The following is a 26,988-nucleotide window of genomic DNA, read 5'->3' on the forward strand; positions in this document are numbered from 1 at the left end:
TTACACTTCAGAGGGAGGATCACCATGAAGGCAACACCGCTTGAAATGAGCCTGCTGTTTGACTTCTACGGCGAAACCCTCACCGAGAAGCAGCGCGAGTTGTTTGATCTGTATTACAATGAAGATCTTTCGCTTTCCGAGATCGCCGAGCACGCCGGCATCACCCGTCAGGGTGTGCGCGACAGCATCAAGCGAGCGGAGCACGCCCTTCATGAGATGGAGGACAAGCTCGGTCTGGTGGCCCGATACGGCGACACCGAGCGGTGCGCAGAGGAACTTCAGCACGAGGTTGAGCAGCTGCATGAATTGAACGCCGCACAACTGCACAGTGCCGAGGCGGACGAAATCGTTTCCCGCATGACGGCACTGCTCGAACAGCTCAGGCAGGAGGCTTAACATGGCATTTGAAGGGCTTACCGAAAAAATTTCATCTGCTTTTAAGCACCTGCGCAGCAAGGGAAGGCTGACCGAGTCCGATATCAAGGACGCAATGAAGGAAATCCGCATGGCACTGCTCGAGGCGGACGTCAACTTCAAGGTCGCAAAGGACTTCATCAAGACCGTTACCGAAAAGGCAACGGACGCGGAGATCCTCGAAAGCCTGTCTCCGACCCAACAGGTCATCAAGATCGTAAATGAGGAGCTGGTTTCGCTCTTAGGCGGCCAGACCACTCGTTTGACTATATCGCCGAACCCGCCCACCATCGTGATGATGGCCGGTCTGCAGGGCGCCGGCAAAACCACCAACTGCGCAAAGCTGGCCGCTCTGCTCCGCAAGCAGCAGCAGCGCCGACCGCTGCTCGTAGCCTGTGACGTTTACCGTCCGGCAGCTATCGAACAGTTAAAGGTAGTTGGCAAGCAGCTTAACATCCCCGTTTTTGACGAAGGTCAGGGCGATCCGGTCGAGATCGCAAAGCACGGCATCGACTTTGCCCGCAAGAACGGCTATGATCTGGTTTTCCTCGATACCGCAGGCCGCCTGCACATCGACGAAAAGCTGATGGATGAGCTGAAGAACATCAAAGCAACGGTCAAGCCCACCGAGATCATCCTCGTGGTGGACGCAATGACCGGTCAGGACGCTGTAACGGTCGCACAGACCTTTGACGAGGCCCTCGGTATCGACGGCGTGCTTATGTCCAAGATGGACGGCGACGCACGCGGCGGTGCAGCGCTTTCGGTCAAGGCTGTTACCGGCAAGCCGATCAAGTTCATCGGTACGGGCGAGAAGCTCGGCGATATCGAGCCGTTCCACCCGGACCGTATGGCAAGCCGCATCCTCGGCATGGGCGATGTGCTGACGCTGATCGAAAAGGCGCAGGAGTCCTTCGATCAGAAGCAGGCAGCCGAAACCGCCAAGAAGATGATGGCCGGCAAGCTGACGCTGACCGATTTTTACGATCAGCTGCAGAAAATGAAAAACATGGGCTCGATGGAGGAAATGCTCGGCATGCTGCCGGGTGTGGACGCAAAAGCCCTCGCCGGTGCAAAGATCGACGAAAAGCAGATGGCGCATACCGAAGCCATCATCCAGTCTATGACCCCGAAGGAGAGAGATAATCCCTCCATCATCAACTACTCCCGCAAGAAGCGCATTGCAAACGGCTGCGGATTGTCGGTCGAGCAGGTCAACAAGCTGCTCAAGCAGTTTGAGGCCATGCAGAAGATGACCAAGCAGCTTACCAGCATGGCACGCAGCAAGGGCAAAAAGCGCCGCGGCTTCCCGGGACTGGGCAGCTTCAAGCTGCCGTTTTAATCGCTATTCGTTTGTAAAGTAAATTTACAATAGATAAATTTCTATAACAGGAGGTGAAATTTCAATGGTAAAGATCAGACTGCGTCGCATGGGCGCTAAGAAGACTCCGTTCTACCGCATCGTTGTCGCTGATTCCCGTTACCCGCGTGACGGTCGTTTCATCGAGGAGATCGGCACTTACAATCCGCTGGCAGAGCCGGCTGTTGTCAACGTAAACGCTGACCGCGCTCAGGAGTGGATCAAGAACGGCGCTCAGCCGACCGATACCGTTCGCGGTATCCTGAAGAAGGCCGGTGTGCTGAATTGAGTGAGGTCGTCGAAATGAAAGAGTTACTGACTTATATAGTCGAAAATCTGGTTTCCGATCCGGCTGCGATTGCCATTACTGAGGAGATCGACGGCGATAACATCACCTACTCGCTGCGTGTAGCACCGGGAGATATGGGTCGCGTTATCGGTCGCCACGGCCGCATCGCAAAGGAAATCCGCACACTCATGAAAGCGGCAGGCAATCGCGAGAACAAGCGCGTCACAGTTGATATTCTCGACTGAGCCTGCGCGGATCGCGCCGAAGTGTTAATCACTTCAACTTGAATGAAGAGCCGGTGCCGTCAGGCGCTGGCTTTTTCCGAAAATCGCCGCAGCGCGGCGATTTTTTGTTTTATCTGCACCGATCCAGCGGGGTGTACGAACTGCGTAAGCGTGTTCGTCCCTAACGGGCGGGGTGTTTTTCGCTGAACCTCAGCGAGGAGTGGCGCCGCCTGCGGGCGGCGAGGACGCTGCGGCTGCGCGCCGCGGGCGCACAAGAGGGTAGACAACCTGCGGTTTTCCACCCTCTGATTTTCTCCCCTTTTCCCTTAGAGAGCACGGCGACAATCAGAGAACTGAGACTATCGGGGAACGGCAGAGGATTTTTCCTTCCGTGTCTTTCTCAACCGTTTTGCAGTGCCAGATACCGGACTGCTACACAGGCGGGTTCATTAGCGCTGGGTGCGGCATAACAGTGCCGCACAAACTCTTAACGTGTTGTGTTGGAAGGCACCTACGCAGTTCAGTGGTGGTGAATGCCTAAATTCGCAGGTGCCGTGCGTAGTAACGGGCTAAAGAATTGCGCGACCCGTCCGCAGACGGTGAAATCCCCGACAGATAAACGAATCACCATCAATCAAACATCGCAGAAATAAAAACGCTCACAGGCAGGAGGAAAGAACGAATATGCCGAAGAAATTTTTAGAGGCCGGCAAGATCGTCGGCACGCACGGCGTGCGCGGCGACCTGAAGGTGCAGAGCTGGTGCGACAGCCCTGAGGTGCTGTGTGACTTTGACACGCTCTATCTGGACGAAAAAACGCCTGTGACCGTCGAAAAGGCGCAGGTTCACAAGAATGTTGTGCTCATGCACATCAAGGGAATTGATACGGTCGAAGCCGCCGAGGCGATGCGCAACAAGGTGCTCCACCTCGACCGCGAGGACGTAGAGCTGCCCGAGGATCTCGTGTTCATTCAGGATATTCTGGGCTTCAAGGTGTTCGATCTGCGCGTTGACCGCGTAATCGGCCGCATCCGCGATGTGCTGACCAGTAATCCGGCGCATGATATGTACGAAATCGCCGGTGAGGACGGCCGCCTGATCTACATTCCGGCCATCAAGCCGTTCCTCAAGGAGATCGATATGGAAGCCGGCGTGATCTACGTTGAGAGCATCGAGGGCCTGATCGAATGAAAATCGACATTATGACGCTGTTTCCGGAGATGATCAACGCGGTTATGCGCGAAAGCATCATCGGACGCGCACAGGACAAGGGTGTTGTCGAGGTCAAGGCAACCAACATCCGCGATTATGCGCTTGACAAGCACCACAAGGCGGATGACGCGCCCTATGGCGGCGGACGCGGACAGGTCATGCTGGCTGAGCCGCTGTATCTGTGCCATCAGGCGCTGAGTGCCGGTGAGCATGTGCACACGGTGTTCCTCTCTGCACAGGGACAGCCGTTTAACCAGCAGAAAGCGCGTGAGCTGCTCGCAAAGGAGCACTTTATTCTGGTCTGCGGCCATTATGAGGGCATTGACCAGCGCTTTATTGACGAGTGCGTGGACGAGGAGATCTCCATCGGCGACTTTGTGCTGACCGGCGGGGAGATTCCTGCGATGGCTGTCGCGGACGCGGTATGCCGCATGGTGCCGGGCGTTCTGCCGGACGAGGAAGCGTTCACGGCGGAAAGCCACTGGGACGGTCTGCTCGAGCATCCGCAGTACACCCGCCCGGAAAACTGGCGCGGCAGAGAAGTGCCGGAGGTGCTGCTCTCCGGGCACCATGCCAATATTGAAGCATGGAGACGCGAAATGAGCCTGCGCCGCACGAAAAAGGATCGGCCCGACCTGTTTGCACGGTTTGAGCCGCAGAATAAGCGGGATAAAAAGATTCTCGATAAAATTCACAGCGATGAGCGGTAAAAAGAACCCTTCGGGGTTCTTTTTTGTTGTGCAAACGCGAAAAGAGAGCCTGCTTACACAGACTCTCTTTCCGGACAGCTCCAAAAGGAAAATTATGCGTTTGTATCATTGGACTGCTCGAGTGCGGCCTGTTCGTCCGCAAGAGCAGCTTCGCGCTTTTTCTCCAGACGCGAGCCGATAAAATAGCCGACAGCGGCCACAACGACCGCCCAGACGGTTGTGCTCGGGGATTTCGCCAGAATATCGCCCAGACCGGTACCCTGCATCTTCTCACTGAGAATACCGACCAGTCCGCACAGGATATAGCCGACAGCGGCGCCCAGACAGGTCAGCTGGAACACATGGCGCTTCATGCCGAAGATCTTCACATCGGCAGGATCAATATCTTCTTCTTCCTCTTCTGGTTCCGCATCGAGGATGGCGGGTGCATTTTCGTCCTGCGCAGCGGGCAGGGTATCTTCGGCTGCGGCAGGCAGGGTTTCCTGCTCCTGCACATCGGAAACCGCCTGTTCTTCGTCCAGCGGCTGCTGGTTTTCGCTCATAGTGAGCACTTCCTCTCTTTTCCGGAGAAACGGCGATGGGTCACATCATATTGTTATTGCGCGTGCTCTCGGACGGAATGATGATCGCGGCGATAATATACGCCAGGATACCCGAACCGCCGAGGAAGCATACAAGCGCCCATGCCAGACGGATCAAAGTCGGGTCGAGATCAAAATATTCCGCGATGCCGGCACAGACACCGCACAGCATGCGGTTGGATTCACTGCGATACAATTTCTTGCCATTCATCGTAAAGTCTCCTTTTCTTTTATCATACGTTGTTTTGTGGATTTCGTCAAGTTACAGTTCAGACAGGGGCATCGGCGTTAGCGAGTGTGACTTGGGAAAGCAGGCTGATCTGGCCGGAGCCGGACACCGTGGCAGTTACGCTGCGGGGGAAGTCCAAACGATAGGAACCCGTTTCGGTATTATAGCTGTTGTCATACTGTGCAGTGCCGCTGCCGTCCTCGTTGATTTGAACCAGCGGCGTGCCGTTCATCGTGACTGTACCCCAGTTGGTGCCGGCTTGCACATGGTACTGGTCTGCCGGTTCGGGCAGAAGTGCAGACAGGCGGCCGTCAGTTGCTGCAAGGGTGATGTTGTTTGCATCCAGCTCACCGGCGATGAGCGTACCGTTTCCGGCGGACAGTTCGATGGTTTCCGCGCGCAGACGGTCGCTGATGGTCACATTTGCCTGATGGTCGCAGGAAATGTGAACCTGCAGATAACTTGCGTTGTCAGGCAGGGTGATCGTGACCGGTTCATCGTTCGCCCAGAGTGAAGCGGTCCATCGTATACCGTTTACCTGCGTGTCTCCGAAATTAGCGCTTGCGCTGACGGCAAAGTCCGAACCATTCTCGATAGTAAAATTGCCGCCTTTAAGCGTCAGGTCGATGCGGGAGATATGATCGACCGACTGGATAGGCATATCGCCGTGCTTAATAGCGTTCTGACGGGTCTCAAGGTAATCCTGCACCCAACCGGTGTCGTAATCGCTGTCGATTTCATCATCCGGAGAAACATAATGATCGCGGATATTCTCAACCGTATCGGAAAAATCGCGTGCGGCATCGCTGAACGGGTGCAGCGCACCATCGTAGTACACGCTGTAAAACTGTCCGCCGAGTACATGACCGACCGTTGTCAGTCCCAGACCGAGCACCAGCACGGCAGTGCAGGCAATAATGAGCTTTTTCATACATTTCCACCTCCTGTACGGCGGCATCTGTTGCGAATCCAGTTAAACGGCGCACGCAGCACGGCGACAAAGGCGCGGAACACCGGCGGCACAAACAGAATGCTCAGCTTGATGGACAGCAGTCCGAGCAGGATACCGGCGGCAAAGGCAGCCAGTCCGTTGCCGAGCGTAACGAGCGCGTTCGCCGGTGTCGCCCACAGTGTGCAGGACAGCAAGGCAAGGACCGCTCCGCCGCAAATCAGCGCAAGCGGAATGCCGTACAGAATGAGCAGTACAGCGAAAATCACCGCGAGCACGGTCACAACGATCGCCAGAAGCACGCCAAGCACGGTTGCACCTGCGCCGAATACGAGCGGCAATCCAATCGGGATGGCGAGCAGCACCAGCACAATCAGCAGCAGCGGACTGATGCCGCGCCAGCGGCGCTTCTCTTTTATCGGCTGTGCATGCGGTACAGCGGTCAGTTCGCGGTAGTCCGCAAGAATCTGCGCCGCAACTTTTGCCGGCTCGCCGAGTTCCTCGATGGCCTTCGCCTCGTTTTCCGGGCCTGCGTCATCAAAATATTCTTCGTAATAGCGCAGAGCGTTCGCGCGTTCCTCCTCCGGCAAAACCGAAAGCGCACGCCGCAGCGCTGCCATGTAATCTGCTCTGTTCATTCGTTCACCCCTCCAAAAAAGATCGTGTCGATCCCGCTGCGGTAGTTCTGCCAGTCGATGCGGTGCTGCCGCAGAGCGGCTCTGCCGTGCTCGGTGATCTGGTAGTAGCGGCGGTTGCGGCCCGCATAGGCCTGATCGTAGGTGGTCAGGCAGCCGTCCTTCATCAGCCGCCGAAGTACCGGATACAGCGTAGATTCGGAAATATCCAGTACCTTTTGCACGTCCTGCGTGATACGGTAGCCGTAGGTGCTTTCTCGCTCGACTACGGCAAGCACGATGCCGTCCAGCAGGGAGGACGAGATGGGATAGGACATATGGAATCCTCCTCTCCTGTGTTTCTAATAATATTATATGGAATATAATATAGTCCGTCAACAGGTATATCAAAAATAACTATGAAGGAATTGTAAATTTTGTGGGATCAGTGCAGGAAAAACACTGTTTTCGCATTGTATTCGCCGGAAAGATAGCGTATAATGGTATCTGTATAAGTATGGGCAGAGGAAACGAACGAAAGGGCGAATCTGATAAATGAAACTGGCTGTATTATTCGGCGGTATTTCGAGTGAGCACGACATCTCGTGCCTGTCTGCCGCTTCTATTTTGCGAAACCTGAATAAAGATAAATATGAAATCTATCCGGTCGGCATCACCCGCAGCGGCGAGTGGTTCTACTGCCCGGACTGTGATCCGGACCGTGTAGAGAGCGGTGCGTGGGAGCGCATGACCGGCAAGGTAAAGGTCGTTCTCGCACCCGACCGCGGCATGCACGGCATGGTGCTGCTCCGTGAGGGAGAGATCGAGATTGTCCGTCTGGACTGTGTATTCCCGGTGCTGCACGGCGTCGGCGGCGAGGACGGCACGATGCAGGGTCTGCTCGAGCTGGCCGGCATTCCGTACGTCGGCTGCGGCGTAGCTGCAAGCGCGAATACGATGGACAAGGCGCTGACCAAAAAGGTCGTTGAGGGCACCGGCGTCCGTCAGGCACGCTACTATCTGGCGCTGAGATATGACTTTGAGCGCAATGCCGAGGCAGTAATCGCCGCGGCTGCGGAAACGCTGGGTGCGTTCCCGGTATTCGTCAAGCCGTGCTCGCAGGGCTCGTCCGTGGGCGTTGCCAAGGCGAACAATCTGCTCGAGCTGGCCGAGGGCCTGACCGAAGCCTTTAAGCTGGATACCAAGGTGCTCGTCGAGGAGTTCATCGACGGTCACGAGGTCGAGTGCGCTGTGCTCGGCAACCTCGAGCCGCAGGCCTCCACGGTCGGCGAGATCGCTCCGACGCAGGAGTTCTACACCTTTGATGCCAAGTACAAGGACGAAAGCTCGCGTCTGTACATTCCGGCACACATCACCGAGGAGCAGATTGCGGCCGTCCGTCAGGACGCTGTCCGCGTTTACACTGCACTCGGCTGCCGCGGCCTGTCGCGCGTAGACTTCTTTGTCACCCACGACAGCGGTGAGGTCGTTTTCAACGAGCTGAATGCGATTCCGGGCTTTACCTCGATCAGCATGTACCCCAAGCTGTTTGATTACGAGGGCATCGGCTATGCCGAGCTGCTCGACCGCCTGATCTCTCTGGCACTGGAGGAGCATCATGGATAAGCGCGCCATCGGCGTATTTGACTCCGGCTTGGGCGGTCTGACCGCCGTGCGCCGTCTGCACGCCCTGATGCCGCAGGAGAATATCATCTATTTCGGCGATACCGGCCGTGTGCCGTACGGTACGCGCGGCCGCGATATCATTACCAAGTATGCGAGGCAGGATGTGGCGTTTCTGCGCCAGTTTGACCTGAAATCCATCATCATTGCCTGCAACACCGTGTCCGCTATCGCGCTCGACCTGCTTTCCGAGGAGAACGACATTCCAATCATCGGCACGGTAGAGCCTGCCTGCCGCCGCGCCATGACCATGACGCAGACCGGCAGAGTCGGCGTGATCGGCACGGCGGCAACCATCCGTTCGGGTGCATATGAGAAGTATCTGCACAAAAAGGACGGCACGCTCGACCTGTTCACGCAGGCGTGTCCGCTGTTCGTGCCGCTGGTCGAGAACGGCCGCGTGCACCGCGGCGATGTGGTCATCGAAACGATCGTGAAGGAATATCTCACGCCGCTGAAAAAGGCGGGTGTGGATACGCTGATTCTCGGCTGCACGCACTATCCGCTGCTTGAGGAGGTCATCGGCGACTTTATGGGTCCGGATGTGACGCTCATTGACTCGGGCGCCGAGGCGGCAAACCTCGCTTCCACGCAGTTTGACCCGAACGAGGGTACGGGCACCACGCAGTATTTCGTTTCGGACGATCCGCAGGGCTTTGACCAGCTCGCCGAGCTGTTCCTGCAGGAAAAGGTCGATGTCGGTGCGGAGCTTGTGGATATTTCCCGCTATTAAGGAGCATAGAGATATGAAGAAGGACGTTTGGCTGACGATTTCCTCCCAGCAGCAGTTTGCGGGCTGTGACGAGGAGAACATCGACCTGCAAACCGCTGCCACGCTGTACGAGCGCGGCGGAAAATATTACATCGCATACGAGGAAAGTGAACTGACCGGACTCGAAGGCACCAAGACCACCGTCAAGCTGGACGGCAAAACGGTTGCCCTCATCCGCACGGGTACGTTTCCCTCGCACATGCTGTTCGCTGAGGACGAGCGCCATGTCGGTCTGTATCAGACGCCGGTCGGCAGCGAAATGGCTATCGCCACCCACACCTCGCGGGTGCACAACACCATCGGCGAGAACGGCGGACACCTTATCATCGACTATACGGTCGAGGTGGACAACTCTCTCATGGGCGAACACCACTTTGAGATGACGGTATCGACCAAACCGAACATTCAGGTCGTTTAATAAAGTAAAAATAAGAGATTTAGATATAGGAGTGTACACATGAACGCATACGAAATCGCACGCGCCGAAGCAACCCGCGTTGTAGAAGCGGCGTACCGCAAGGCTGTAGCCGCAGGCGAGCTGCCTGAGGGCACCATTCCTCCGGTTGCAGTAGAGACCCCGAAGGATTCTTCCAACGGCGACTGGGCATCCACCTTTGCCATGCAGTGTGCAAAGCCGCTGCACATGGCGCCGCGCAAGATCGCAGAGAGCATCGTGGCAAACCTCGACCTTGAGGGCAGCTGCTTTGACACCGTGACCATTGCAGGCCCGGGCTTTATGAACTTCACGCTGAATCAGGGCTGGTACGAGCAGGCTGTCCGCGGTGTATTCACCATGGGCGAGAATTACGGCCGTACCGAGAGCAAAAAGCCGGAAAAGGTCATGGTAGAGTTCGTTTCCGCCAACCCGACCGGCCCGATGCACATGGGCAACGCGCGCGGCGGTGTTTTGGGCGACTGTCTGTCCTCGGTTCTGGACTGGTCCGGCAACGACGTTACCCGTGAGTTCTACATCAACGATGCAGGCAATCAGGTAGACAAGTTCGCGCACTCTGTTGAGGGCCGCTATATCCAGGAGATCAAGGGCGAGGACGCCATCGAGTTTGACGCTTCCTGGTATCAGGGCGACGACATTAAGGCGCTGGCGCATGATCTGGTAGAGCAGTACGGCGACAGCCTGCTCGAAAAGACCCCGGAGGAGCGCTTCGCTGTTATCGAGGGTTACGGTCTGCCGACCAACATTGCCCGCATGGAGCGCGACCTCAAGCGTTACAAGATCAACTACGACGTATGGTTCCGTGAGTCCACTCTGCACGAGAGCGGCTACGTCAAGGAGACCATCGACATGCTGACCGCCAAGGGCGCAACCTACGAGACCGAGGACGGCGCACTGTGGCTCCGTTCAACCGACTTCGGCTGCGACAAGGACGACGTTCTGCGCCGTGCAAACGGCTTCTATACCTACTTTGCGGCCGATATCGCTTACCATCGCAACAAGTTTGAGAAGCGCGGCTTTGACCGTGTTATCAACATCTGGGGCGCTGACCATCACGGCCATGTAAAGCGTCTGCAGTGCGCTCTGGATGCACTCGGTCTGGACGGCTCGCACCGTCTGGAGATCGTGCTCATGCAGCTTGTCCGCATGATGCAGGGCGGCGAGGTTGTCCGCATGTCCAAGCGTACCGGCAAGAGCCTGACCCTGACCGACCTGCTCGACGAGATTCCGGTCGATGCAGCGCGTTTCTTCTTCAACAGCCGCGCCGCTGAGACCCAGATGGAGTTCGACCTTGACCTTGCCATCAAGCAGGATTCCGACAACCCGCTGTACTATGTGCAGTACGCGCACGCGCGTATCTGCTCCGTGCTCAAAAACGCACAGGAGAGCGGCATCGCGCTGCCGGATACCGGCAAGACCGATCTGTCCGTGCTGACCGGCGCAGATGAGCGTCAGCTCATCAAGCAGGTTGCTCTGCTGCCCGAGGAGATCGTGCAGTCCGCTGTCAGCCGCGATCCGTCGCGCCTCAACAAATACGCCGTTGCACTGGCGCAGCAGTTCCACCATTTCTACAATGCCTGCCGTATCAAGGATGCCGAGCCGGCTGTCCGTGATGCGCGTCTGACCCTGTGCCTGGCAGCAAAGCAGACCATTGAGAACGTGCTGAAGCTCATCGGCGTAGATGCACCGGAGTCCATGTGACAACGTATAGGGGACTTCAAAAGTCCCCTATATACGAAGTATGGTTCCGGAGAAACCATACTTCGATACCCGAATGACGCGCTCCAAGAGCGCTGGGTCGGGGTAACAAAACCCACGCACATGTCGCGGGTTTTGTTGCGGCGCATGCGCCGCTGATTGAAAGCCGCCGTGTAACGGCGGCCGTCTGCGGACGGGACCAATGGCTCGGTTTTTCGGTAAAAAACCTGCTATGCGGTTACGTTTTGCAAGCAAAACGGATTTTTTTGCCGCGCTGAGCGCGGAGGAGAACCACATGAAAAAATTAGCCAAAAGATTAGCGGCACTGGCGATGACAGCGGCAATGATGACCGCCTCCGCCGGTGCGATCACGCAGGACGGACAGAGCGAAACGTGGTTTGACGGCGTTTGGGCGCTCATTGATGCTTTCGGCCTCAAGGCAGAGCATGATCCGTACGTTCTGCAGAACTATATCAATAAATATCTGGAAAAGCATCCGGATGAAATGTATGACGTGCTCAACGATATTCTCTCGCTGCTCGATACGCATTCCATGTATCTGTCGAGCGAGGAGTATTCGCAGGGATTTTCGACGCTTGAGGGCTTTGTCGGCATCGGTGTCGGCCTGCAGGAGACAGAAAACGGCGTACAGATTGCTGAGGTCATGCGCTATTCAGCGGCGGAGGAAGCCGGTCTGCAGATTGGCGATCTTATCGTGAAAATCAACGGTGAGGACGCAACCGGGCTGAAAAATGCCGATGTAGCATCTAAGCTGCGCGGTGAGGAAGGCACGTCGGTCAAGCTGACCGTGCGCCGCTACGGACGGGACATTACCGTTACCTGTGAGCGCCGTCAGGTCAACCGCGTGTACGTTTCCAACAAGACGATGGCGGACGGTGTGGAGTACATCAAGGTCAGCGCCATCGGCTCGCAGAACGACTGGTCGGCGTTTTCGGAGATTTGGGACAGCCTGCCGTCCAAGAACACCCGTGCGGTCATTCTCGACCTGCGCGGCAACGGCGGCGGCCTGATCGACGCGGCGCTCAAAATGGCCAATGTTATGACACCGGTCAAGGATGCAGAGCTTGCCGGCGTGCGCTACCGCGATGATATGGGCGGTCTGGAGCAGACCTATTCGACCGGCAATGCGCTGCCGCTGGGCAAGATTGTCGTTCTGGTGGACGGCGGCACGGCTTCCGCGGCGGAGCTGCTGGCAGGCAGCCTGCAGGATACCGGTTCGGCGACGCTCATCGGCAGCAAGACCTATGGCAAGGGACAGGGTCAGTTCCACATTGATCTGGTAAACGGCGACAAGCTGGTCATCACCACGCTGGAACTCGAGCTGCCCAAGCAGGGCTGTTGGGAAGGCGTCGGCCTGACGCCGGATATCCAGCTGGAAAACCGCAAGGTTACAGTCAATACCAAGGACCTGAAACCGCTCGATACGAGCACAACCCTGCGTTTTGGCGACAGCTCGGACGCGGTTTACGCCATGACCGAGCGCCTGTCGCTGCTGGGTCTGCTCACCGAAGCAACCGGCAGGTATGACGGCGACGTAGCGGACGCGGTAGCGTCCTTCCGGGCGGCCTACGATCTGCCTGCGGCGCTGTATGCGTCTCCGGAGATGCTGAGCGCACTGGACGAAGCGGTTACTGCGCTGAACGGCCAGACCTATCTGGTGGACGATCAGCTGCAGAGTGCACTTGAAATGTGCAGGCTGGCGGCGGCAAAACCGCAGCAGTATACCGTTAAGAGTGACGGCAGCTGGACGAAAAAGTAAACTTTATCAACTGAAATATGAATATTTTTCATCTTCTTAGGAGGAAGCACAACCTTGGATATTCCTTTATGTCAATCCGAGCATAAACCGCAGCTTTTGCTGAACGATCCGGCGGCAATTCCGCTGTATCATACTGCGCCTGAGCAGTTTGCAGGCGCACTTGCACCGAATGCCGAATTGTGTGATGCATGGGCTGAAGAACTGGCACCGCTGCCGGTCGGCCTGGCGCTCGCGTGTCCGCCCGAACCCGATGCGGAGCACTGCGAACGCCCGATCACCATGCACTACATTGAGCAGTGCAAGGAGGTCTTCCGTCCTCTGCTGCACGATGATGCGGCGTTCTATTATCTGCATGGCGCGCCGACGTTTCCGGCACTGCGTGCCGCTGTGCTGGCTCTGGGCGATCTGTGCGGCCGAACGGTAATTGCGGAGCTGCAGGTGGAGGACGACGAAGGCCATCTGCCGGACGGCACAGATGTGCGGGCAGCTATCGGTGTGCTGCAGCGCATTGGCGTTACGACTGTGCTGATCAGCGCACACGATCCCGAATCGCTGACGCAGGCGCTCGAAATCGCGGCGCCGTATGCGCGGCTGTCGCTCGGCGTGTGCATGCACGCGGACTGGCTGTCTCAAACCACACTGTACAACACCGAGGTCATTATGCCCGACATTACGGAAGCATTTGTCGCAGCGCTGCGCGGCAATCAGGTGGCGTGCAAAACGCTGCCGCGCGATCACGATGATTTTATCTGTGCGCCGGATGGCAAGCACGCGCATTTTATCGCTCCGACCATCGACATTTCGGACGAGATCGAGTGCGGTCCGCATCTGGATGAGGATCTCATCGAAGCCGAGGATGATTCGGGTGCGTTCAAGCTGCTGCTCGAAACCGAAGAGGATGTTGTCACACTGGAGGAATCCCGCTATATGATCTCGCGTCCGCTGTGCCTGTGTGCGGAATCTGCCGACCTGCTCGAGCAGGGTCTGCGGGTTTTTCCGGGACTTGCGCTGTATGACGGCACATGGGAGCAGGAAGACGCGGTCATTTCGTACTTTGAGACGAAATACGGCATGATCCGCTTATAGGGGACTTCAAAAGTCCCCTATATACGAAAGACGGTTCCGGAGAAACCGCCTTTCGATACCCGAATGACGTGCCCCAGGGGCACTGGGGCGGGGAAACAAAACCCACGCACATGTCGCGGGTTTTGTTGCGGCGCAATGCGCCGCGGATTGAATGCTGCCGCAGAGCGGCAGTCGCCTGCGGGCGGGACCAAAGACTCGGTTTTCTGGACGAAAACCGGTCTTGTAGTTGCAATTATGCAAGCAAATTGTTATTGAATACCGCGCGGAGCGCGGTTATCTGGATAGGAAAGGCAGGGTGGAACCTATGGACTGGAGAGAAGTTACGATCTACACGACGACCGAGGGCATCGGTCCGGTCGAGGCACTGCTCGAGGACAACGGCGTAGAAGGCTATGTGCTCGAGGATGCGGCGGATTTTGAAGAATTTCTCAAGGACACCGAAATATACTGGGACTATGTAGACGAGGATCTCGTGCGCGAGAAGCGCGCGCAGGAAACCTGTCTGAAGATCTATCTGCCGGACAGCGACGAGGGTGCAAAGCAGTACGCGGATATCCGTGCCGCGCTGGAAAACCTCAAGGCACGCGATGAGGAGCACGCCTGGGGCCGACTGTGTACCGAAACCGCGCTGACCCGTCAGGAGGACTGGGAGTGGGGCTGGAAGCAGTATTTCAAGCCGTTCCCGGTGGGACGCGGCTTTATGATCAAGCCCTCGTGGGAGACGGTTGAGGACCCGCAGGGCCGCCGTATTCTTGAGATCGACCCGGCGTCGTCCTTCGGCACCGGTAGCCACGACACGACCCAGCTGTGCATGATGGCGCTCGAGGATGCGGTAAAGCCGGGTGACAAGCTGCTCGATATGGGCACCGGCTCGGGTATTCTGGCCATTGCGGCGGCTATGCTCGGTGCGGATGTGCAGACTATCGTCGATATCGACGAGAACTGCCTGAAAACTGCACACGAAAATGCGGAAAAGAACCATGTTGAGATCGGCAGGGGTCTGTGCGGCGACGCGCTGCGCGACCCGAAGCTTGCCGAGGACATCGGCGGCGGCTACGACGTGATCGTGGCGAACATCGTGGCTGATGTCATCATCGGCATGTCGCCCATGTTTGCGGATAAGCTGGTCAAGGGCGGTACGCTGATCTGCTCCGGCATCCTCAACGAGCGTGCCGAGGAGGTGCGCGCGGCGCTGGAAAAGAGCGGATTTACGATTCTTTCGCACGAGAAGAGCGATGACTGGAGCGCTTTTGCTGCGAAAAAGTGATTTATTTCAGGATTCACGGAATGTTCACTTGCCAAACGGCTGTTTTTTTGCTAAAATAGGAAAGGTTATTTGATTATTATGCCTCGATTTTTTGTCGATCAGCAGCCGCAGGACGGCGTGCTGACCCTTACCGGAGAAAACGCGCATCATGCGGGACGTGTTCTGCGTCTGCGTGTCGGCGAAGGTGTTACCCTGTGTGACGGTGCCGGAATGGATTTTGACTGCACGGTGGAAGCCGTGGAGAAGGAAGCCGTGACCTGCCGGGTCGTAAGCTGCCACGCGGCGGATACCGAGCCGAAGCAGGCTATCACGCTGTTTATGGCGCTGCCTAAGGGCGACAAAATGGAATTTATCGTGCAGAAGGCGGTAGAACTCGGCGTCAGCCGTATCGTGCCGTATCTGTCCAAGAATTGCGTTTCCCGACCGGATAAGACCGAAAAGAAGGTGGAACGCTGGCGTAAAATCGCTGCCGAGGCAGCAAAGCAGTGCGGCAGAGGACGTCTGCCGGAGGTGGCAGCCGTTGTACCGGTCGCTCAAGCGATCGTGCAGGCGGCGCAAAGTGAAACGGCACTGTTTTTCTACGAAAACGAGAAGCGGACCGGTCTGCGCGACGCGCTTGCAGGCGGTGTCAAGGACACGGTTTCGCTGATGGTCGGGCCGGAAGGCGGCTTCGATCCGGCTGAGGCAAAGGCAGCCGTGGACGCGGGACTGCAGAGCGTTTCGCTCGGCACACGCATCCTGCGGTGTGAGACTGCGCCGATTGCGGCGCTTGCGGCCGTGCTCTATGCCGGCGGCAACATGTGAGAAGAAATAAAGGGAGTGTTAAACATTGGCAAAAAACAATGTGGGTAAAAAGCCAATTTCTCAGGAAGAGTATACCACCAACAAGGTGCTCGCGGTATTCAGCGTGTGCCTGCTCGGCGTACTGGTGCTGATGATCCTCGAGCGTCTGCTGGGCTACAGCAACACCTGGAAGACCGGCGTGCTGGTAACGCGGGTGCTGCTCGGCGTGGGCATTGTCGGCGCAGCAGCCGGCATTATCATGCTGGGACAGGAGCATGCAGGCAAGCGCAGCAGCGTGCGCCGCATCGTGTGCGGACGAAATATGCTGATTGCAAGCATTGTTGCCATCGTATTCCTGACCGCGATCAACTACTACGGCACCATGCCGATCAAGGCGATGTATGTTGTCCTGCCGGTTCTGGCAGTGTATTATCTGGTGTATCATTCTTATGCGCCGGAATTTTTCCTGATTGCAGTAGATACCGGTGTGGGTGTTGCGGCGATGCTGGTGATTCACCGTGCACTGGTTTCGGCTAACCATACGTGGATGTCCACCGTGGCGGTAGCAGGTACCGCGGTGCTGGCGCTGATCCAGATCGCTGTTACGGCTTCTCTGCGCCGCAAGAAGGGCAAGTTCACCTTCCGCGGCAGCAAGATCGACACCCGGTTCAGCAAGAACGCGTACCTGATGCTCACCATTACGCCGATCGTGATGGTAGCGCTGACGGCGGTCGTTGTACTTGCGGCAAGTCATGTCATGATCGCACTGGGTGCGGCAGCGGCATATCTGTTCATCACTGCGGTATATTACACCGTGAAGCTGATGTGATAATTGCATTTTTGTCGAAGCGCGGCGCGTTTTGACGGTTAGACAGCGGGCGGCGCAGCCGCCCGCTTTGTCATACCCGAAGGAGGGGACGTATGAGACGATTTTTCGGCTTTCTGCTGACCATGACTCTGCTTGGCGGCGGTGCATTCTGGCTGCCGTATCTGCAGGCGAAGCCGGTGGATAATGTCTATCAGGCGGCAGATCTGCTCCGGCAGGACGCGGAGAACGGCGGAAACGGCGTTGCCTTCCGCGAGGACAACGTGGACGCGGACGAGGTGTACAGGGCACTGGAGGCGCAGTATCCATACGCATTCGCGCTGCATGCGGTAACACGGCCGAACAAGACCATTGAGCTGAACACTGAGGTTTCTCGGCAGGCGCGGCAGGAGCAGGCGTGGGAGTATGCCAAGGTGCTGACAGCTGGTTCGATCTCACAGACCATGACCGCAGAGGAGAAGCTGCGTGCGCTGCACGATACCCTCATCCGTCAGTGTGAGTACGATGTGGATACGGCAGAGGAGGACGCTCCGGACGGCTCGGCACCCGCTTTCGCGGCAGACGGCGCGTTGCTCGATCATAAGGCCGTGTGCGCCGGTTACGGCCGCGCGTATGAGATGCTGTGCAAGGCGGCAGGCATTCAGGTCATCTATGTCGCATCCGAGGAAATGAACCATGGCTGGAATGCCGTGCGGCTGGGCGGCACAACATATTACATCGACTGCACGTTTGACGACCCGATTCCGGACAGAGGCGAATATGTATCCGATCAGTATTTTATGCTCACCGGAGATGAGCTGGCGCAGACGCATACCTGGAATGAGACGTTCTACGAGCAGCTTCTGGACAGTCTGGAGCAGGGCGGAAAATAGCGGGAAAATCGGTTCCGAAACTTTTTCAAAATTTTTTAAAAAAAGGTGTTGACATTTGATCGATTATGGACTATACTAAACAAGTCGTCAGCGAGCGGGCGATAACAACGGAAAAGGATATGGCGGTATAGCTTAGTTGGCTAGAGCGTCCGGTTCATACCCGGAAGGTCATTGGTTCAAGTCCAATTACCGCTACCATTTTCCCTTGGCCCGTTGGTCAAGCGGTCAAGACACCGCCCTTTCACGGCGGTAACGGGGGTTCGATTCCCCCACGGGTCACCACTTGGAAGTTTAGCTCAGCTGGGAGAGCATCTGCCTTACAAGCAGAGGGTCAGCGGTTCGAGCCCGTTAACTTCCACCACGAAAACCACTCACGAAAGTGAGTGGTTTTTCTTTTTGTCTTTAGAAACCGCCGGCTTTCCGGGGCGCGCGAGTTGCGTCGGCAATACGTCCTATCCGGACGGCAGTTTTTTTCAGCACCGGCTGAGCGGGGTACTCGAACTGCGTAAGCGTGTTCGTCCCTTTCCGGGCGGGAGGTTTTTCGCTTGAAATCAAGCGAGGAGTTGCGCTCTGCGGAGCGCGGGGATTCGCCGCGCCCCGCGGCGGGGCAAGAGGGTAGACACCAAGGTTTCTACCCTCTTAACTCCCACTTCCTTTGGGGAGGGTCTGGCGCAGATTGCCGACATGTGACCGCTGCGAAACAGGGGAACGGCAGTCGGGTTACCGCAGCGTGTCTTTCGTGAAATATTCGCAGTTCAAAGACAGCGTACTGCTACACATACGGGATACTTTGTGCAGGCGCGGCATAGCAGTGCCGCGCAACTCTTTAACACGTTATACCGCACGGCACCTACGAATTAAGCGTTTGGTACAATTTATCCTCGTAGGTGCTGTCTATCATAACGTGCTGACGAATTGTGCGGCACGGTTATGCCGCACTCTGCGTTGATTAACCCGCATGTGTAGCAGTACGCTGTCTGTGAACTGCGAAAAGGTGGAGAAAGACACGCTGCGGTAACCCGACTGCCGTTCTCCGTTTCGGAGCGGTCACATGTCGGCAATCTGCGCCAGACTAACAAACAAGGGAAAGGCAGGAGTTCAAAGAGGAAGGGAAACCGTAGGTGTTCCTTCCTTTTTGCTCACCGCCGTGGGTACGGCGCTGTCCCAGCCGCGGGTGCGGCAATCTCCCGCGCTCCGCAGAGCACAACTCTTTGCTGAATTTCAGCGAAAAACTCTCCGCCCGTTAGGGACGAACACGCTTGCGCAGTTCGAGTACCCCGCTCAGCCGGTGCTGAGAAATGCCGCCCGAATAGGGCGAACCGCCTGCGCGGTTCGTGCATCCCAGCGGGTCGGTGCCGGAATAGCCTGCGTTGCGGTTAAACCGCCGCAACTTCACATAAACTACGTTTGCGTTACTCCCGCATATACGGTATAATATAACCCGTTAGACAAACTTTTCCGGAATCGAGGGAAATTATGCAACAAGTGACCCGAAAAATGCTGGGTGCGGGAATCAATCTCACCTGCGTGACCACACCGAAGTTTAAGCGGGCAGTGCTGCGCGCGATGCTGGTGCTGCCGCTCGGCGGCGAGGATGCCGCGCTGCGCGCGTGTCTGCCGCAGGTTTTGCGCCGCGGCACGGCCAGGCTGAACGACATGCAGGCGTTCGGCACCGCGCTTGATGAGCTGTACGGTGCGCGCATTGAAGCCGCAGTGCGTAAGGAGGGAGAGAACCTGTGCATTGGCTTTCTGTCCGACTGTATTGATGAGGCTTATGCACCGGGAGCTGACGGTCTGACCGCCGGTGTGATCGGTCTGCTGTGCGATCTGCTGTACAACCCGTATCTGCAGGACGGCCTGTTCTGCGCCGCCTATGTAGAGGGCGAGCGCGGCAACCTGATCGACCGCATTGCTGCACTTAAAAACGATCCGCGTTCGTGGGCGCCGCGCCGACTGAACGAGCTCATGTGCGAAAACGAGGACTACGGAAAGTCCGCGCTCGGTACGATCGAGCAGGCGGAGCGCATTACGCCGGAAACGTTGTACGCGGCCTATCGCCGTGCGCTGAGTGAGGCGCAGGTGGAGCTGTTCTACTGCGGTACGATGATGCCGGGCGAGGTGGAAGCGCACTTCATGGCAACGCCGCTGGCTCAGCCGCGCGAGGGCACGCTGTATCAGCCGCACACGGTCGTGCAGGCGCGGCCTGCCGGTGATGTTCGTGAGGTCGTTGAGGATGCCGAGGTAACCCAGGGCAAGCTGTCGCTCGGCTTCCGTACCGGCGGTGCATCACTGACCGGCGGAGAACCGACGGCGTACTGGATGTTCCAGACCATCTACGGCGGCTCGACAAGCGCGAAGCTGTTTCTCAACGTACGCGAGAAAAAGTCGCTGTGCTACTACGCAAGTGCGCAGTTTGTCGCCTCTAAGGGACTGATGATCGTGGGCTCCGGCATCGAGAACAGAAATTTCGAGGTCGCACGCGATGAAATCCTGCACCAGCTGGATTTGTGCCGCAAGGGCGAAATTACGGACGCAGAACTCGAGAGCGCCCGCAAAACGCTGGTCAACGGCTGGCGCACCATGCTCGACGACCCGCTTACACTCGAGCGCTACTGGATGGGACAGGCGGCTGCAGGCACGCTCGTATCGCCCGAGGAGCGCATCGAGCAGGTGACCGACATCACGCGCGAGCAGGTCATTGCCGCGGCACAGAGCACAGCGCTTGACACGGTATTCTTTATGAAGGGAGCGGCAAAATGACAAAGAATTATTCCGCTCTGCACGAGAGTATGCAGACCCGCACGCTGGCAAACGGTCTGCGCATTTGCTATCTGCCTAAGGAGGGCTTCAGCAAGACCTTTGCCATTCTGGCGACCGATTTCGGTTCGGTGGACGCATCGTTCACCTTTGAGGGCAAGCGGTATGACACACCGGCAGGCGTGGCGCACTTCCTTGAGCACAAAATGTTCGAGGATGAGGACGGCAACGCACTGCAGAAATTCGCCCGCACCGGTGCAAGCCCGAACGCCTTCACGAGCCACACCATGACGGCGTATCACTTTTCCTGCACCGACCGGTTTGAGGAGAATCTGGAGATTCTGCTTAAATTCGTGTTCACGCCGTACTTCACGGATGAAAACGTGGAGAAGGAACGCGGCATTATCAATCAGGAGATCCGCATGGTAGAGGACACACCCAATTGGGAGGTGTTCGTCGGCGCGTATGAGGGCCTGTACCGCAATCATCCGGTACGCGTGTCCATTCCGGGCAGCGAGGAGAGCATTTCGCATATTACACCGGAGCTGCTGTACACCTGTCACCGTGCGTTTTACAGTCCGAAGAACATGGCGCTCGTGGTGTGCGGCACAGCGGACTTTGAGCAGGTATGCCGCATGGCAGAGGAGATTTCACCGCAGGACGCACCGGAGATCGGTCAGCGTCATTACGGCGAGCGCCGCGCGGAAGTCCATCAGCCGGTTGTGACGCGCAAAATGCAGGTGTCGCTGCCGCAGTGTATGGTCGGCTTTAAGGACGAGCCGGTTCCGGCAGGCGAAAGCCGCCTGCGCCGCAGTCTGATCGGTGATCTGGCGGTGCGTATCCTGTGCGGCGATACCTCTCCGCTGTATGCAAAGCTGTACGAAAAGCGGCTGCTCGGGCGCGATTTTGATGTGGATTACTCGCTGATTCCGGATGGCGCATGCGCGATCCTCGGCGGTGAGAGCCGAGATCCGGCGGCTGTGCGCGAAGCGCTTGAGCGGGAGACTGCACGGCTGGCGCAGGAGGGCATCGAGCCGAAGCTGTTCCGCCGCATGAAGAACGCGCTGTACGGCATGCGTTTGCGTATGCTGGATGTGCCCGATCTGTATGCACGGCAGGAGATCGCTTCTGTTTTTGCAGGCGAGCATTATCTAGATTTTGCCGGGCTGTTTGACACCATTCATGCGGAGGATGTGCAGGAAATGTTCCGCCGCTGGGCACAGCCGAACCGCTCGACCATGTCGGTGGTAGAGCCGAAGTAACGATAGAAAGAAGAAAGATCATGGAACACACAATTTCATTTCCGGCGCTCGGCCTGAGCCTTGACATCAACCGTGTCGCTGTCAATCTGTTCGGCAAGGATATTTACTGGTATGGCATTATTATCTGTCTGGGCTTTGTGTTGGCGGCGCTGTATGTCAATCGACGGACGAAGGAGTTCGGCGTTACGTCGGACAATCTGATGGACTGCCTGATCATCTGTGTGCCGGTCGGCATCATCTGCGCTCGTATTTACTATGTGGCATTTGAATGGGGCTATTACAGCCAGCATCCGAATGAGATCATCGCCATCTGGAAGGGCGGCATCGCAATTTACGGTGCGGTCATCGGTGTTGTAATCGCACTGGCGGTGTACAGCAGAATGAAGAAACTGTCGTTTGCCAGCCTGTGCGATCTGGCGGCGTTCGGTCTGCTGATCGGTCAGTGCATCGGAAGATGGGGCAACTTTGTCAACGGTGAGGCACATGGAGGTGCAACCTCTCTGCCGTGGGGCATGAGCATTGACGGTGCCTCTCCGGTGCATCCGACCTTCCTGTATGAGTCGCTGTGGAATCTGGTGGGCTTTATTGCACTGCATTTCTACTCGAAGAAGCGCAAGTTTGGGGGCGAAATGGCGCTGCTGTATGTAGCGTGGTACGGTTTGGGACGTGCGTGGATCGAGGGCCTGCGGACGGACAGCCTGTATCTCGGCCCGGTGCGCGTATCGCAGCTGCTGGCCGGCATAAGCTGCATTGCAGCGATTGTTGTGCTGGTACGGCAGTATAACCGCTTCAAGGTTGAAAAGGCGTTCTACGCGCCGGAGCAGGACAAGGCGGACGAGAAAAAAGGCGAATAACATTTCACGATAAAGGAGAACGACAATATGAGTGCAGTAAGGATGGGCGGCAAGGCACTGTCCGCGAAGGTGCGCGGCAGCATTCTGGCAGAGACCGAGGCGCTGAAAAAGCAGGGTGTAACGCCGGGTCTGGCGGTTATTATCGTCGGCAACGATCCGGCGAGCGAGATTTACGTCCGCAATAAGGAGCGCGCGTGTGAGCAGTGCGGCTTTTACAGCGAGAAGTACGCGCTTCCCGAGGAGACCACACAGGAGGAGCTGCTTGGTCTGATCGCGCAGCTCAACGAAAGTCCGGCAATTTCGGGCATCCTGTGCCAGATGCCGGTGCCGAAGCATATTTCCGAGCAGGCGGTCATCGACGCCATCGATCCGAAGAAGGACGTGGACGCGTTCCATCCGGTCAATGTCGGCAAGATCATGGTTGGCAATTTTGATTTCGTGCCGTGCACGCCCGCGGGTGTCATGGAGCTGCTCGACGAGTACAAGATCGACCCGAAGGGCAAGGAGTGCGTCGTAGTCGGCCGCTCGAATATCGTCGGCAAGCCGATGAGCATGCTGCTGCTGCACCGTCACGGCACGGTTACCATTTGCCACAGCCGCACGCAGGATCTCGCAGAGGTGTGCCGCCGTGCGGATATTCTGGTAGCCGCTGTCGGCAAGGCAGGCTTTATTACGCCGGATATGGTCAAGGAGGGCGCAGTGGTGATTGACGTTGGCATCAACCGCAACGCCGAGGGCAAGGTTTGCGGCGATGTGGCGCCGGAGGTTATGGAAAAGGCCTCTTACATGACGCCGGTTCCGGGCGGAGCCGGTCCGATGACCATCACCATGCTGATGAAGAATACGCTCAAGGCGGCAAAGCTCCAGCACGGCATTCAGTAAACAAAAACCGCCCGTATCCGGGTTGACAATCCGGGTGCGGGCGGGTATACTAAAGATAACGAAAGGTGCTGCCGGTAGACGGTCAGCCCCTAAAACTGTGGAAAGAAGTAATCGCACATGTAGGAGTGTCGGCGGTTACTTCTTTTTTGTTCCTAAAATACGCTCAATGAGTACGAGTATCACTACAAGTATTACGAGATATTCCATAGAACCACCCCCCCTTGCAGGGGCAAGACTTAACCGCCTACCGTGAAAGCACAGCAGCACCTTTCTTAACGACAAGTATAACAGAAATCGACTGCTTTTGCAATCCCACCAAATTTCGGCGGGATTGTTTTTATTTTGTAAATTAGAAAAGATTGACCTTTGTCCGGATTCATTCTATAATAAAACTAATGAGTTAACCGCAACATACGGTTTATCACGTCAGGGGAGGACGAATACAATGGATATGAAGAAGCTTGCCGGCGATAAGGCGGCAGAGTATGTAAAGGACGGCATGGTTGTTGGTCTGGGCACCGGTTCCACTGCGTACCACATGGTAAATGCAGTAGGCGAGATGGTAAAGAACGGCCTGAAGATTCAGGCGATCCCGACCTCCAAGGCTACCGAGGCACAGGCGCGCGAGCTGGGCATCCCGCTGCTGACCATCGACGAGCTGGATCATGTTGATCTGGCAATCGACGGCGTAGATGAGATCGACCCGCAGTTCAACGCCATCAAGGGCGGCGGCGGTGCGCTGTACCGCGAGAAGGTCGTTGCATCCATGGCGAAGGAAGTTATCTGGATCATGGACGAGTCCAAGCTGGTAGACAAGATCGGCGCTTTCCATCTGCCGGTTGAGATCGCACAGTACGGCTCCAAGCAGGCGATGGAGCGCATGGCAGCTTACGGCTGGAATCCGGTTCTGCGTGTACGCGACGGCAAGACCTTCGTTACCGATAACGGCAACTTTATCGCTGATCTGCACCTCGGCGCAGGCTTTGACATTCAGGACGTTTACTCCAAGCTGACCGGCATGCTCGGCGTGCTGGAGCATGGTCTGTTCCTCAACATGTGCAAGCGCATGATCGTCGGCCACTCCAACGGTGAGGTTCAGGTCATCGAAAATCCGTCCAAGTAAGCGCAGCTGAAAGGCAGGAGAATTAATGATGGATCAGAACGATCAGAACGACCGCTTCGACAGATTCGACCGCTTTGAGCCGGACTTCAGCCGGTTCGAAAGTGCCTCGGACCGCAGTGAGCGCTCGAGCAGCCTCGACCGCAGTGAGCGTCCCGCACGCACAGGCAGACGTCAGTCGGCACGTCCGGTGCGTTCCGGCATGCGTATGGGCAAAGGCAAGCCGATGCGCAGAGCATCGGTCAAGCTGAACTACCGCATGGTGCTCTGCATTGCCGTGCTGGTACTGCTTTTGCTGACGATCATCTTCGGCGGACTGTTCAAGTCCCGCGGCAGTAAAATTGCGGACCTGAACTCGCAGATCGAAACACTGAATAAGGATAAGGACAATCTGTCCGCACAGATCGGTGCGCTGACGCAGGAGAATCAGACCCTGCAGAGCAGCATCACCGCAACGCTTCCTGCGGCTAAGACCGCAGAGACCAACAGCATCGTGGATCTGATCCCGATGCTGAACGACGGCGTTTATGTAGTACAGAGCACCGGCTCGCAGCTTCGCTACATCAGCGTTCCGAAGGGCTACCTGCAGGACAAGCTGGGCGAGTACCGCGATGACGCTTCCGGCTATGCCGCCTCCACCGGCGATGCACCGATCTGCCAGTACTATGTGCTGTTCACCGACCGCGTGATCGGTCTTGCAGAGGGCGACACCGGCTTTGTCAGCACCGACCGCAGCGCAACCGGCTCGACGAGCACGATTCCGTCCGGCTTCTATGATTTTGTTGCTTCGTTCTTCAACAACAGCAGCAATACCGCGGCTTCCGGCAGAAGCTCGGATAACAGCTCTGACAGTTCGGGCGACAGCAGTGCGTCCGACAATTCGTCTGACAGCAGCGCTTCCTCCGCATCTGCGGATGCAAACGCATAATCTGCGGAAAAATTAAAAAAATCAGAGGCATGGACTTGACAGTTCGTGCCTCTTGTGATATGCTATTAAAAGCCGCATTGTGCATAGGCTTTTGTAAGTGTGTATCAAACGATGCACCGCCGTGCCAAGCGTGACTCTACAACGAAAGAGAGGGAAAACACATGTATGCCATTCTGAAAACTGGCGGCAAGCAGTACAAGGTATCCGAGGGCGACGTAATCTACGTTGAGAAGCTCGGCGTAGAGGACGGTGCTACCGTATCCTTTGACGAGGTTCTGGTAGTAGGCGAGGGTGATTCCATCACCGTAGGCGCTCCGTACGTTTCCGGCGCGGTTGTAACCGGCACGGTTGAGAAGACCGGCAAGGGCAAGAAGATCAACATCTTCAAGATGAAGCCGAAGAAGGGTTATCGCCGTCGTCAGGGTCATCGTCAGCCGTACACCAAGGTGACCATCGCGTCCATCAAGGCGTAAGACCGTGACCAAAGTCACTTTTTCGCTGCAGGAGGATAAAATCCTCGCGGTGGATATTCTCGGCCACGCAGGCTATGCGGAGGAAGGGGAAGACATCGTTTGCGCAGCGATCTCCAGTGCGGTTATGCTGACGCATGCGCTGCTGTATAATGTACAGCATATTCCGGTCGATACTCTCATCGAGGATGACGGAGCGCATATCCGCTTTACGCTGCCGAAAGGCGATGTGGAACGCGGACAGGACGCACTCTGTGCCCTGAAACTGCATTTTTCCGAACTGGAACAAAATTATTCTGATTTCTTGAACGTAATGGAGGTGCAAGCAGATGCTGAAGATTAGCTTACAGTTTTTCGCTCATAAAAAGGGCGTTGGTTCGACCAAGAACGGTCGTGATTCCGAGTCCAAGCGACTGGGTGTAAAGCGTGCAGACGGTCAGACCGTACCGGCAGGCAACATCCTGGTTCGCCAGCGCGGCACCAAGATCCACCCGGGTGTGAATGTTGGCCGCGGTAAGGACGACACCCTGTTCGCAAAGGTTGAGGGCGTTGTTCGCTTCGAGCGTCTGGGTAAGGACCGCAAGCAGGTTTCCGTTTACCCGCAGTAATTATAGCGATTGCAGTATAGGGGGCTTCAAAAGCCCCCTATATTCAAATTCCGGTTCCTTGCGAAACCGAAATTTGATACCCGAACGAAGCGATCTAAGATCGCTGGGTCGGGGGTACAAAAAGCACGGGCAAAGCTCGCACTTTTTGTGCGGCACGGAGTGCCGCGATTGGATGATTGCGCCGGAGGCGCAATTCGCCTGCGGGCGGGCCGATGACTCGGATTTCTGAATGAAATCCTGTCATGTGGTTGCAGTTTGCAAGCAAACTGGTATTTTATTGTCCCAGACTTCGTCTGGGATTTTG

At 56.8% G+C, this 26,988-nt stretch carries 30 protein-coding genes and 3 tRNA genes; 28 read left to right on the forward strand and 5 right to left on the reverse strand.

What is annotated here, in order from left to right; all coding sequences use genetic code 11:
• Positions 1-24: 24 nt before the first annotated feature.
• The 6 genes from ylxM to trmD all read left to right on the forward strand — a co-directional run bounded on the left by ylxM (position 25) and on the right by trmD (position 4,209).
• Positions 25-396, forward strand: coding sequence for a YlxM family DNA-binding protein (gene ylxM, locus PGY33_RS05470; protein ID WP_110435979.1), 372 nt, complete (start codon positions 25-27; stop codon positions 394-396).
• Position 397: 1 nt separating this feature from the next.
• A complete protein-coding gene (gene ffh / locus PGY33_RS05475; protein ID WP_118480905.1) occupies positions 398-1,756 on the forward strand; it encodes a signal recognition particle protein in 1,359 nt (452 codons plus the stop codon).
• Positions 1,757-1,820: 64 nt separating this feature from the next.
• Positions 1,821-2,063, forward strand: coding sequence for a 30S ribosomal protein S16 (rpsP, locus tag PGY33_RS05480; RefSeq protein ID WP_110435981.1), 243 nt, complete (start codon positions 1,821-1,823; stop codon positions 2,061-2,063).
• A gap of 14 nt (positions 2,064-2,077) precedes the next feature.
• Positions 2,078-2,308, forward strand: a complete 231-nt coding sequence (locus tag PGY33_RS05485; protein ID WP_110435982.1) for a KH domain-containing protein — start codon at positions 2,078-2,080, stop codon at positions 2,306-2,308.
• Between the two features lie 663 nt (positions 2,309-2,971).
• A complete protein-coding gene (rimM, locus tag PGY33_RS05490) occupies positions 2,972-3,478 on the forward strand; it encodes a ribosome maturation factor RimM (protein ID WP_116705292.1) in 507 nt (168 codons plus the stop codon).
• A complete protein-coding gene (trmD, locus tag PGY33_RS05495; RefSeq protein ID WP_118480907.1) occupies positions 3,475-4,209 on the forward strand; it encodes a tRNA (guanosine(37)-N1)-methyltransferase TrmD in 735 nt (244 codons plus the stop codon). The genes rimM and trmD overlap by 4 nt, the downstream gene beginning before the upstream one ends.
• Before the next feature lie 92 nt (positions 4,210-4,301).
• On the opposite strand, the gene PGY33_RS05500 is transcribed toward trmD, so the two are convergent.
• From PGY33_RS05500 to PGY33_RS05520, 5 genes are read right to left on the reverse strand one after another with little or no spacing between them, the layout of a single operon-like run.
• Positions 4,302-4,751, reverse strand: coding sequence for a hypothetical protein (locus tag PGY33_RS05500; protein ID WP_118480909.1), 450 nt, complete (start codon positions 4,749-4,751; stop codon positions 4,302-4,304).
• A 40-nt stretch (positions 4,752-4,791) separates the two neighbouring features.
• Positions 4,792-5,001, reverse strand: a complete 210-nt coding sequence (locus tag PGY33_RS05505) for a PspC domain-containing protein (protein WP_110435986.1) — start codon at positions 4,999-5,001, stop codon at positions 4,792-4,794.
• A gap of 58 nt (positions 5,002-5,059) precedes the next feature.
• On the reverse strand, positions 5,060-5,950 hold the full coding sequence (locus PGY33_RS05510) for a DUF4097 family beta strand repeat-containing protein (RefSeq protein WP_118480911.1): 891 nt from the start codon (positions 5,948-5,950) through the stop codon (positions 5,060-5,062).
• Positions 5,947-6,606, reverse strand: coding sequence for a DUF1700 domain-containing protein (locus PGY33_RS05515; protein ID WP_118480913.1), 660 nt, complete (start codon positions 6,604-6,606; stop codon positions 5,947-5,949). Before PGY33_RS05515 ends, PGY33_RS05510 begins: the two co-directional genes overlap by 4 nt.
• Positions 6,603-6,920, reverse strand: a complete 318-nt coding sequence (locus PGY33_RS05520; RefSeq protein ID WP_110435989.1) for a PadR family transcriptional regulator — start codon at positions 6,918-6,920, stop codon at positions 6,603-6,605. Before PGY33_RS05520 ends, PGY33_RS05515 begins: the two co-directional genes overlap by 4 nt.
• A gap of 217 nt (positions 6,921-7,137) precedes the next feature.
• On the opposite strand from PGY33_RS05520, the gene PGY33_RS05525 reads away from it, so the two are divergent.
• The 22 genes from PGY33_RS05525 to rpmA all read left to right on the forward strand — a co-directional run bounded on the left by PGY33_RS05525 (position 7,138) and on the right by rpmA (position 26,684).
• The gene (locus PGY33_RS05525; RefSeq protein ID WP_118480915.1) at positions 7,138-8,208 is read left to right on the forward strand and encodes a D-alanine--D-alanine ligase family protein; all 1,071 of its coding nucleotides are present in this window, start codon (positions 7,138-7,140) and stop codon (positions 8,206-8,208) included.
• On the forward strand, positions 8,201-8,998 hold the full coding sequence (gene murI / locus PGY33_RS05530; RefSeq protein ID WP_118480917.1) for a glutamate racemase: 798 nt from the start codon (positions 8,201-8,203) through the stop codon (positions 8,996-8,998). The genes PGY33_RS05525 and murI overlap by 8 nt, the downstream gene beginning before the upstream one ends.
• 13 nt (positions 8,999-9,011) lie before the next feature.
• Positions 9,012-9,455 (forward strand): DUF1934 domain-containing protein, encoded by a 444-nt coding sequence (locus tag PGY33_RS05535; RefSeq protein ID WP_118361062.1) that lies wholly within the window; start codon positions 9,012-9,014, stop codon positions 9,453-9,455.
• 39 nt (positions 9,456-9,494) lie between these two features.
• Positions 9,495-11,192 carry an arginine--tRNA ligase gene (gene argS / locus PGY33_RS05540; RefSeq protein ID WP_118361060.1) on the forward strand — a complete coding sequence of 566 codons (1,698 nt, stop codon included), beginning with the start codon at positions 9,495-9,497 and terminating at the stop codon, positions 11,190-11,192.
• 292 nt (positions 11,193-11,484) lie between these two features.
• On the forward strand, positions 11,485-12,969 hold the full coding sequence (locus PGY33_RS05545; RefSeq protein WP_158575209.1) for a S41 family peptidase: 1,485 nt from the start codon (positions 11,485-11,487) through the stop codon (positions 12,967-12,969).
• Between the two features lie 54 nt (positions 12,970-13,023).
• Positions 13,024-14,055: a hypothetical protein gene (locus PGY33_RS05550; RefSeq protein ID WP_118480923.1), complete on the forward strand. Its 1,032-nt coding sequence runs from the start codon at positions 13,024-13,026 to the stop codon at positions 14,053-14,055.
• A gap of 304 nt (positions 14,056-14,359) precedes the next feature.
• Positions 14,360-15,322 carry a 50S ribosomal protein L11 methyltransferase gene (gene prmA / locus PGY33_RS05555; RefSeq protein ID WP_118480925.1) on the forward strand — a complete coding sequence of 321 codons (963 nt, stop codon included), beginning with the start codon at positions 14,360-14,362 and terminating at the stop codon, positions 15,320-15,322.
• Between the two features lie 78 nt (positions 15,323-15,400).
• A complete protein-coding gene (locus tag PGY33_RS05560) occupies positions 15,401-16,126 on the forward strand; it encodes a 16S rRNA (uracil(1498)-N(3))-methyltransferase (RefSeq protein WP_118480995.1) in 726 nt (241 codons plus the stop codon).
• Positions 16,127-16,151: 25 nt separating this feature from the next.
• Positions 16,152-16,934 (forward strand): hypothetical protein, encoded by a 783-nt coding sequence (locus PGY33_RS05565; protein WP_118480927.1) that lies wholly within the window; start codon positions 16,152-16,154, stop codon positions 16,932-16,934.
• Positions 16,935-17,026: 92 nt separating this feature from the next.
• Positions 17,027-17,803: a transglutaminase domain-containing protein gene (locus tag PGY33_RS05570; RefSeq protein ID WP_270477677.1), complete on the forward strand. Its 777-nt coding sequence runs from the start codon at positions 17,027-17,029 to the stop codon at positions 17,801-17,803.
• A 121-nt stretch (positions 17,804-17,924) separates the two neighbouring features.
• A tRNA-Met gene (locus PGY33_RS05575) sits at positions 17,925-18,001 on the forward strand.
• Between the two features lie 9 nt (positions 18,002-18,010).
• Positions 18,011-18,085, forward strand: a tRNA-Glu gene (locus PGY33_RS05580).
• A gap of 3 nt (positions 18,086-18,088) precedes the next feature.
• A tRNA-Val gene (locus tag PGY33_RS05585) sits at positions 18,089-18,164 on the forward strand.
• A gap of 1,115 nt (positions 18,165-19,279) precedes the next feature.
• Entirely contained in the window at positions 19,280-20,563 is a 1,284-nt protein-coding gene (gene yfmF / locus PGY33_RS05590; RefSeq protein WP_270477679.1) for an EF-P 5-aminopentanol modification-associated protein YfmF, read from the forward strand.
• On the forward strand, positions 20,560-21,822 hold the full coding sequence (gene yfmH / locus PGY33_RS05595) for an EF-P 5-aminopentanol modification-associated protein YfmH (RefSeq protein WP_270477681.1): 1,263 nt from the start codon (positions 20,560-20,562) through the stop codon (positions 21,820-21,822). Before yfmF ends, yfmH begins: the two co-directional genes overlap by 4 nt.
• A gap of 20 nt (positions 21,823-21,842) precedes the next feature.
• Complete coding sequence (lgt, locus tag PGY33_RS05600) at positions 21,843-22,676, forward strand: prolipoprotein diacylglyceryl transferase (RefSeq protein WP_118480935.1); 834 nt, start codon at positions 21,843-21,845, stop codon at positions 22,674-22,676.
• Positions 22,677-22,703: 27 nt separating this feature from the next.
• Positions 22,704-23,558, forward strand: a complete 855-nt coding sequence (gene folD, locus PGY33_RS05605; RefSeq protein WP_118480937.1) for a bifunctional methylenetetrahydrofolate dehydrogenase/methenyltetrahydrofolate cyclohydrolase FolD — start codon at positions 22,704-22,706, stop codon at positions 23,556-23,558.
• Positions 23,559-24,003: 445 nt separating this feature from the next.
• Positions 24,004-24,681, forward strand: coding sequence for a ribose-5-phosphate isomerase RpiA (gene rpiA / locus PGY33_RS05610; protein WP_110436003.1), 678 nt, complete (start codon positions 24,004-24,006; stop codon positions 24,679-24,681).
• 28 nt (positions 24,682-24,709) lie between these two features.
• Positions 24,710-25,606 (forward strand): hypothetical protein, encoded by an 897-nt coding sequence (locus PGY33_RS05615; RefSeq protein ID WP_118285920.1) that lies wholly within the window; start codon positions 24,710-24,712, stop codon positions 25,604-25,606.
• A 161-nt stretch (positions 25,607-25,767) separates the two neighbouring features.
• Positions 25,768-26,079 (forward strand): 50S ribosomal protein L21, encoded by a 312-nt coding sequence (gene rplU, locus PGY33_RS05620; protein ID WP_117489775.1) that lies wholly within the window; start codon positions 25,768-25,770, stop codon positions 26,077-26,079.
• A gap of 4 nt (positions 26,080-26,083) precedes the next feature.
• Positions 26,084-26,419, forward strand: coding sequence for a ribosomal-processing cysteine protease Prp (locus PGY33_RS05625; RefSeq protein WP_118480939.1), 336 nt, complete (start codon positions 26,084-26,086; stop codon positions 26,417-26,419).
• Entirely contained in the window at positions 26,406-26,684 is a 279-nt protein-coding gene (gene rpmA, locus PGY33_RS05630) for a 50S ribosomal protein L27 (protein WP_110436006.1), read from the forward strand. The genes PGY33_RS05625 and rpmA overlap by 14 nt, the downstream gene beginning before the upstream one ends.
• The last annotated feature ends 304 nt before the right edge of the window (positions 26,685-26,988 follow it).

This window comes from Butyricicoccus sp. AF18-9LB (assembly GCF_027684505.1).
GTDB classification, from domain to species: Bacteria; Bacillota; Clostridia; order Oscillospirales; family Butyricicoccaceae; genus Agathobaculum; species Agathobaculum butyriciproducens.

Excerpts from the sequence above, each read along its gene's own strand:
- PGY33_RS05515 (WP_118480913.1), bottom strand. The coding sequence starts at position 6,606 with ATGAACAGAGCAGATTACATGGCAGCGCTGCGGCGTGCGCTTTCGGTT.
- PGY33_RS05500 (WP_118480909.1), bottom strand. The coding sequence starts at position 4,751 with ATGAGCGAAAACCAGCAGCCGCTGGACGAAGAACAGGCGGTTTCCGAT.
- ffh (WP_118480905.1), top strand. The coding sequence starts at position 398 with ATGGCATTTGAAGGGCTTACCGAAAAAATTTCATCTGCTTTTAAGCAC.
- lgt (WP_118480935.1), top strand. The coding sequence starts at position 21,843 with ATGGAACACACAATTTCATTTCCGGCGCTCGGCCTGAGCCTTGACATC.
- ylxM (WP_110435979.1), top strand. The coding sequence starts at position 25 with ATGAAGGCAACACCGCTTGAAATGAGCCTGCTGTTTGACTTCTACGGC.
- rpsP (WP_110435981.1), top strand. The coding sequence starts at position 1,821 with ATGGTAAAGATCAGACTGCGTCGCATGGGCGCTAAGAAGACTCCGTTC.
- PGY33_RS05485 (WP_110435982.1), top strand. The coding sequence starts at position 2,078 with ATGAAAGAGTTACTGACTTATATAGTCGAAAATCTGGTTTCCGATCCG.
- PGY33_RS05510 (WP_118480911.1), bottom strand. The coding sequence starts at position 5,950 with ATGAAAAAGCTCATTATTGCCTGCACTGCCGTGCTGGTGCTCGGTCTG.
- rpmA (WP_110436006.1), top strand. The coding sequence starts at position 26,406 with ATGCTGAAGATTAGCTTACAGTTTTTCGCTCATAAAAAGGGCGTTGGT.
- trmD (WP_118480907.1), top strand. The coding sequence starts at position 3,475 with ATGAAAATCGACATTATGACGCTGTTTCCGGAGATGATCAACGCGGTT.
- murI (WP_118480917.1), top strand. The coding sequence starts at position 8,201 with ATGGATAAGCGCGCCATCGGCGTATTTGACTCCGGCTTGGGCGGTCTG.
- PGY33_RS05560 (WP_118480995.1), top strand. The coding sequence starts at position 15,401 with ATGCCTCGATTTTTTGTCGATCAGCAGCCGCAGGACGGCGTGCTGACC.
- rplU (WP_117489775.1), top strand. The coding sequence starts at position 25,768 with ATGTATGCCATTCTGAAAACTGGCGGCAAGCAGTACAAGGTATCCGAG.
- PGY33_RS05525 (WP_118480915.1), top strand. The coding sequence starts at position 7,138 with ATGAAACTGGCTGTATTATTCGGCGGTATTTCGAGTGAGCACGACATC.
- PGY33_RS05535 (WP_118361062.1), top strand. The coding sequence starts at position 9,012 with ATGAAGAAGGACGTTTGGCTGACGATTTCCTCCCAGCAGCAGTTTGCG.
- argS (WP_118361060.1), top strand. The coding sequence starts at position 9,495 with ATGAACGCATACGAAATCGCACGCGCCGAAGCAACCCGCGTTGTAGAA.
- PGY33_RS05505 (WP_110435986.1), bottom strand. The coding sequence starts at position 5,001 with ATGAATGGCAAGAAATTGTATCGCAGTGAATCCAACCGCATGCTGTGC.
- folD (WP_118480937.1), top strand. The coding sequence starts at position 22,704 with ATGAGTGCAGTAAGGATGGGCGGCAAGGCACTGTCCGCGAAGGTGCGC.
- yfmH (WP_270477681.1), top strand. The coding sequence starts at position 20,560 with ATGACAAAGAATTATTCCGCTCTGCACGAGAGTATGCAGACCCGCACG.
- PGY33_RS05545 (WP_158575209.1), top strand. The coding sequence starts at position 11,485 with ATGAAAAAATTAGCCAAAAGATTAGCGGCACTGGCGATGACAGCGGCA.
- PGY33_RS05615 (WP_118285920.1), top strand. The coding sequence starts at position 24,710 with ATGGATCAGAACGATCAGAACGACCGCTTCGACAGATTCGACCGCTTT.
- rimM (WP_116705292.1), top strand. The coding sequence starts at position 2,972 with ATGCCGAAGAAATTTTTAGAGGCCGGCAAGATCGTCGGCACGCACGGC.
- PGY33_RS05520 (WP_110435989.1), bottom strand. The coding sequence starts at position 6,920 with ATGTCCTATCCCATCTCGTCCTCCCTGCTGGACGGCATCGTGCTTGCC.
- PGY33_RS05570 (WP_270477677.1), top strand. The coding sequence starts at position 17,027 with ATGAGACGATTTTTCGGCTTTCTGCTGACCATGACTCTGCTTGGCGGC.
- yfmF (WP_270477679.1), top strand. The coding sequence starts at position 19,280 with ATGCAACAAGTGACCCGAAAAATGCTGGGTGCGGGAATCAATCTCACC.
- prmA (WP_118480925.1), top strand. The coding sequence starts at position 14,360 with ATGGACTGGAGAGAAGTTACGATCTACACGACGACCGAGGGCATCGGT.
- rpiA (WP_110436003.1), top strand. The coding sequence starts at position 24,004 with ATGGATATGAAGAAGCTTGCCGGCGATAAGGCGGCAGAGTATGTAAAG.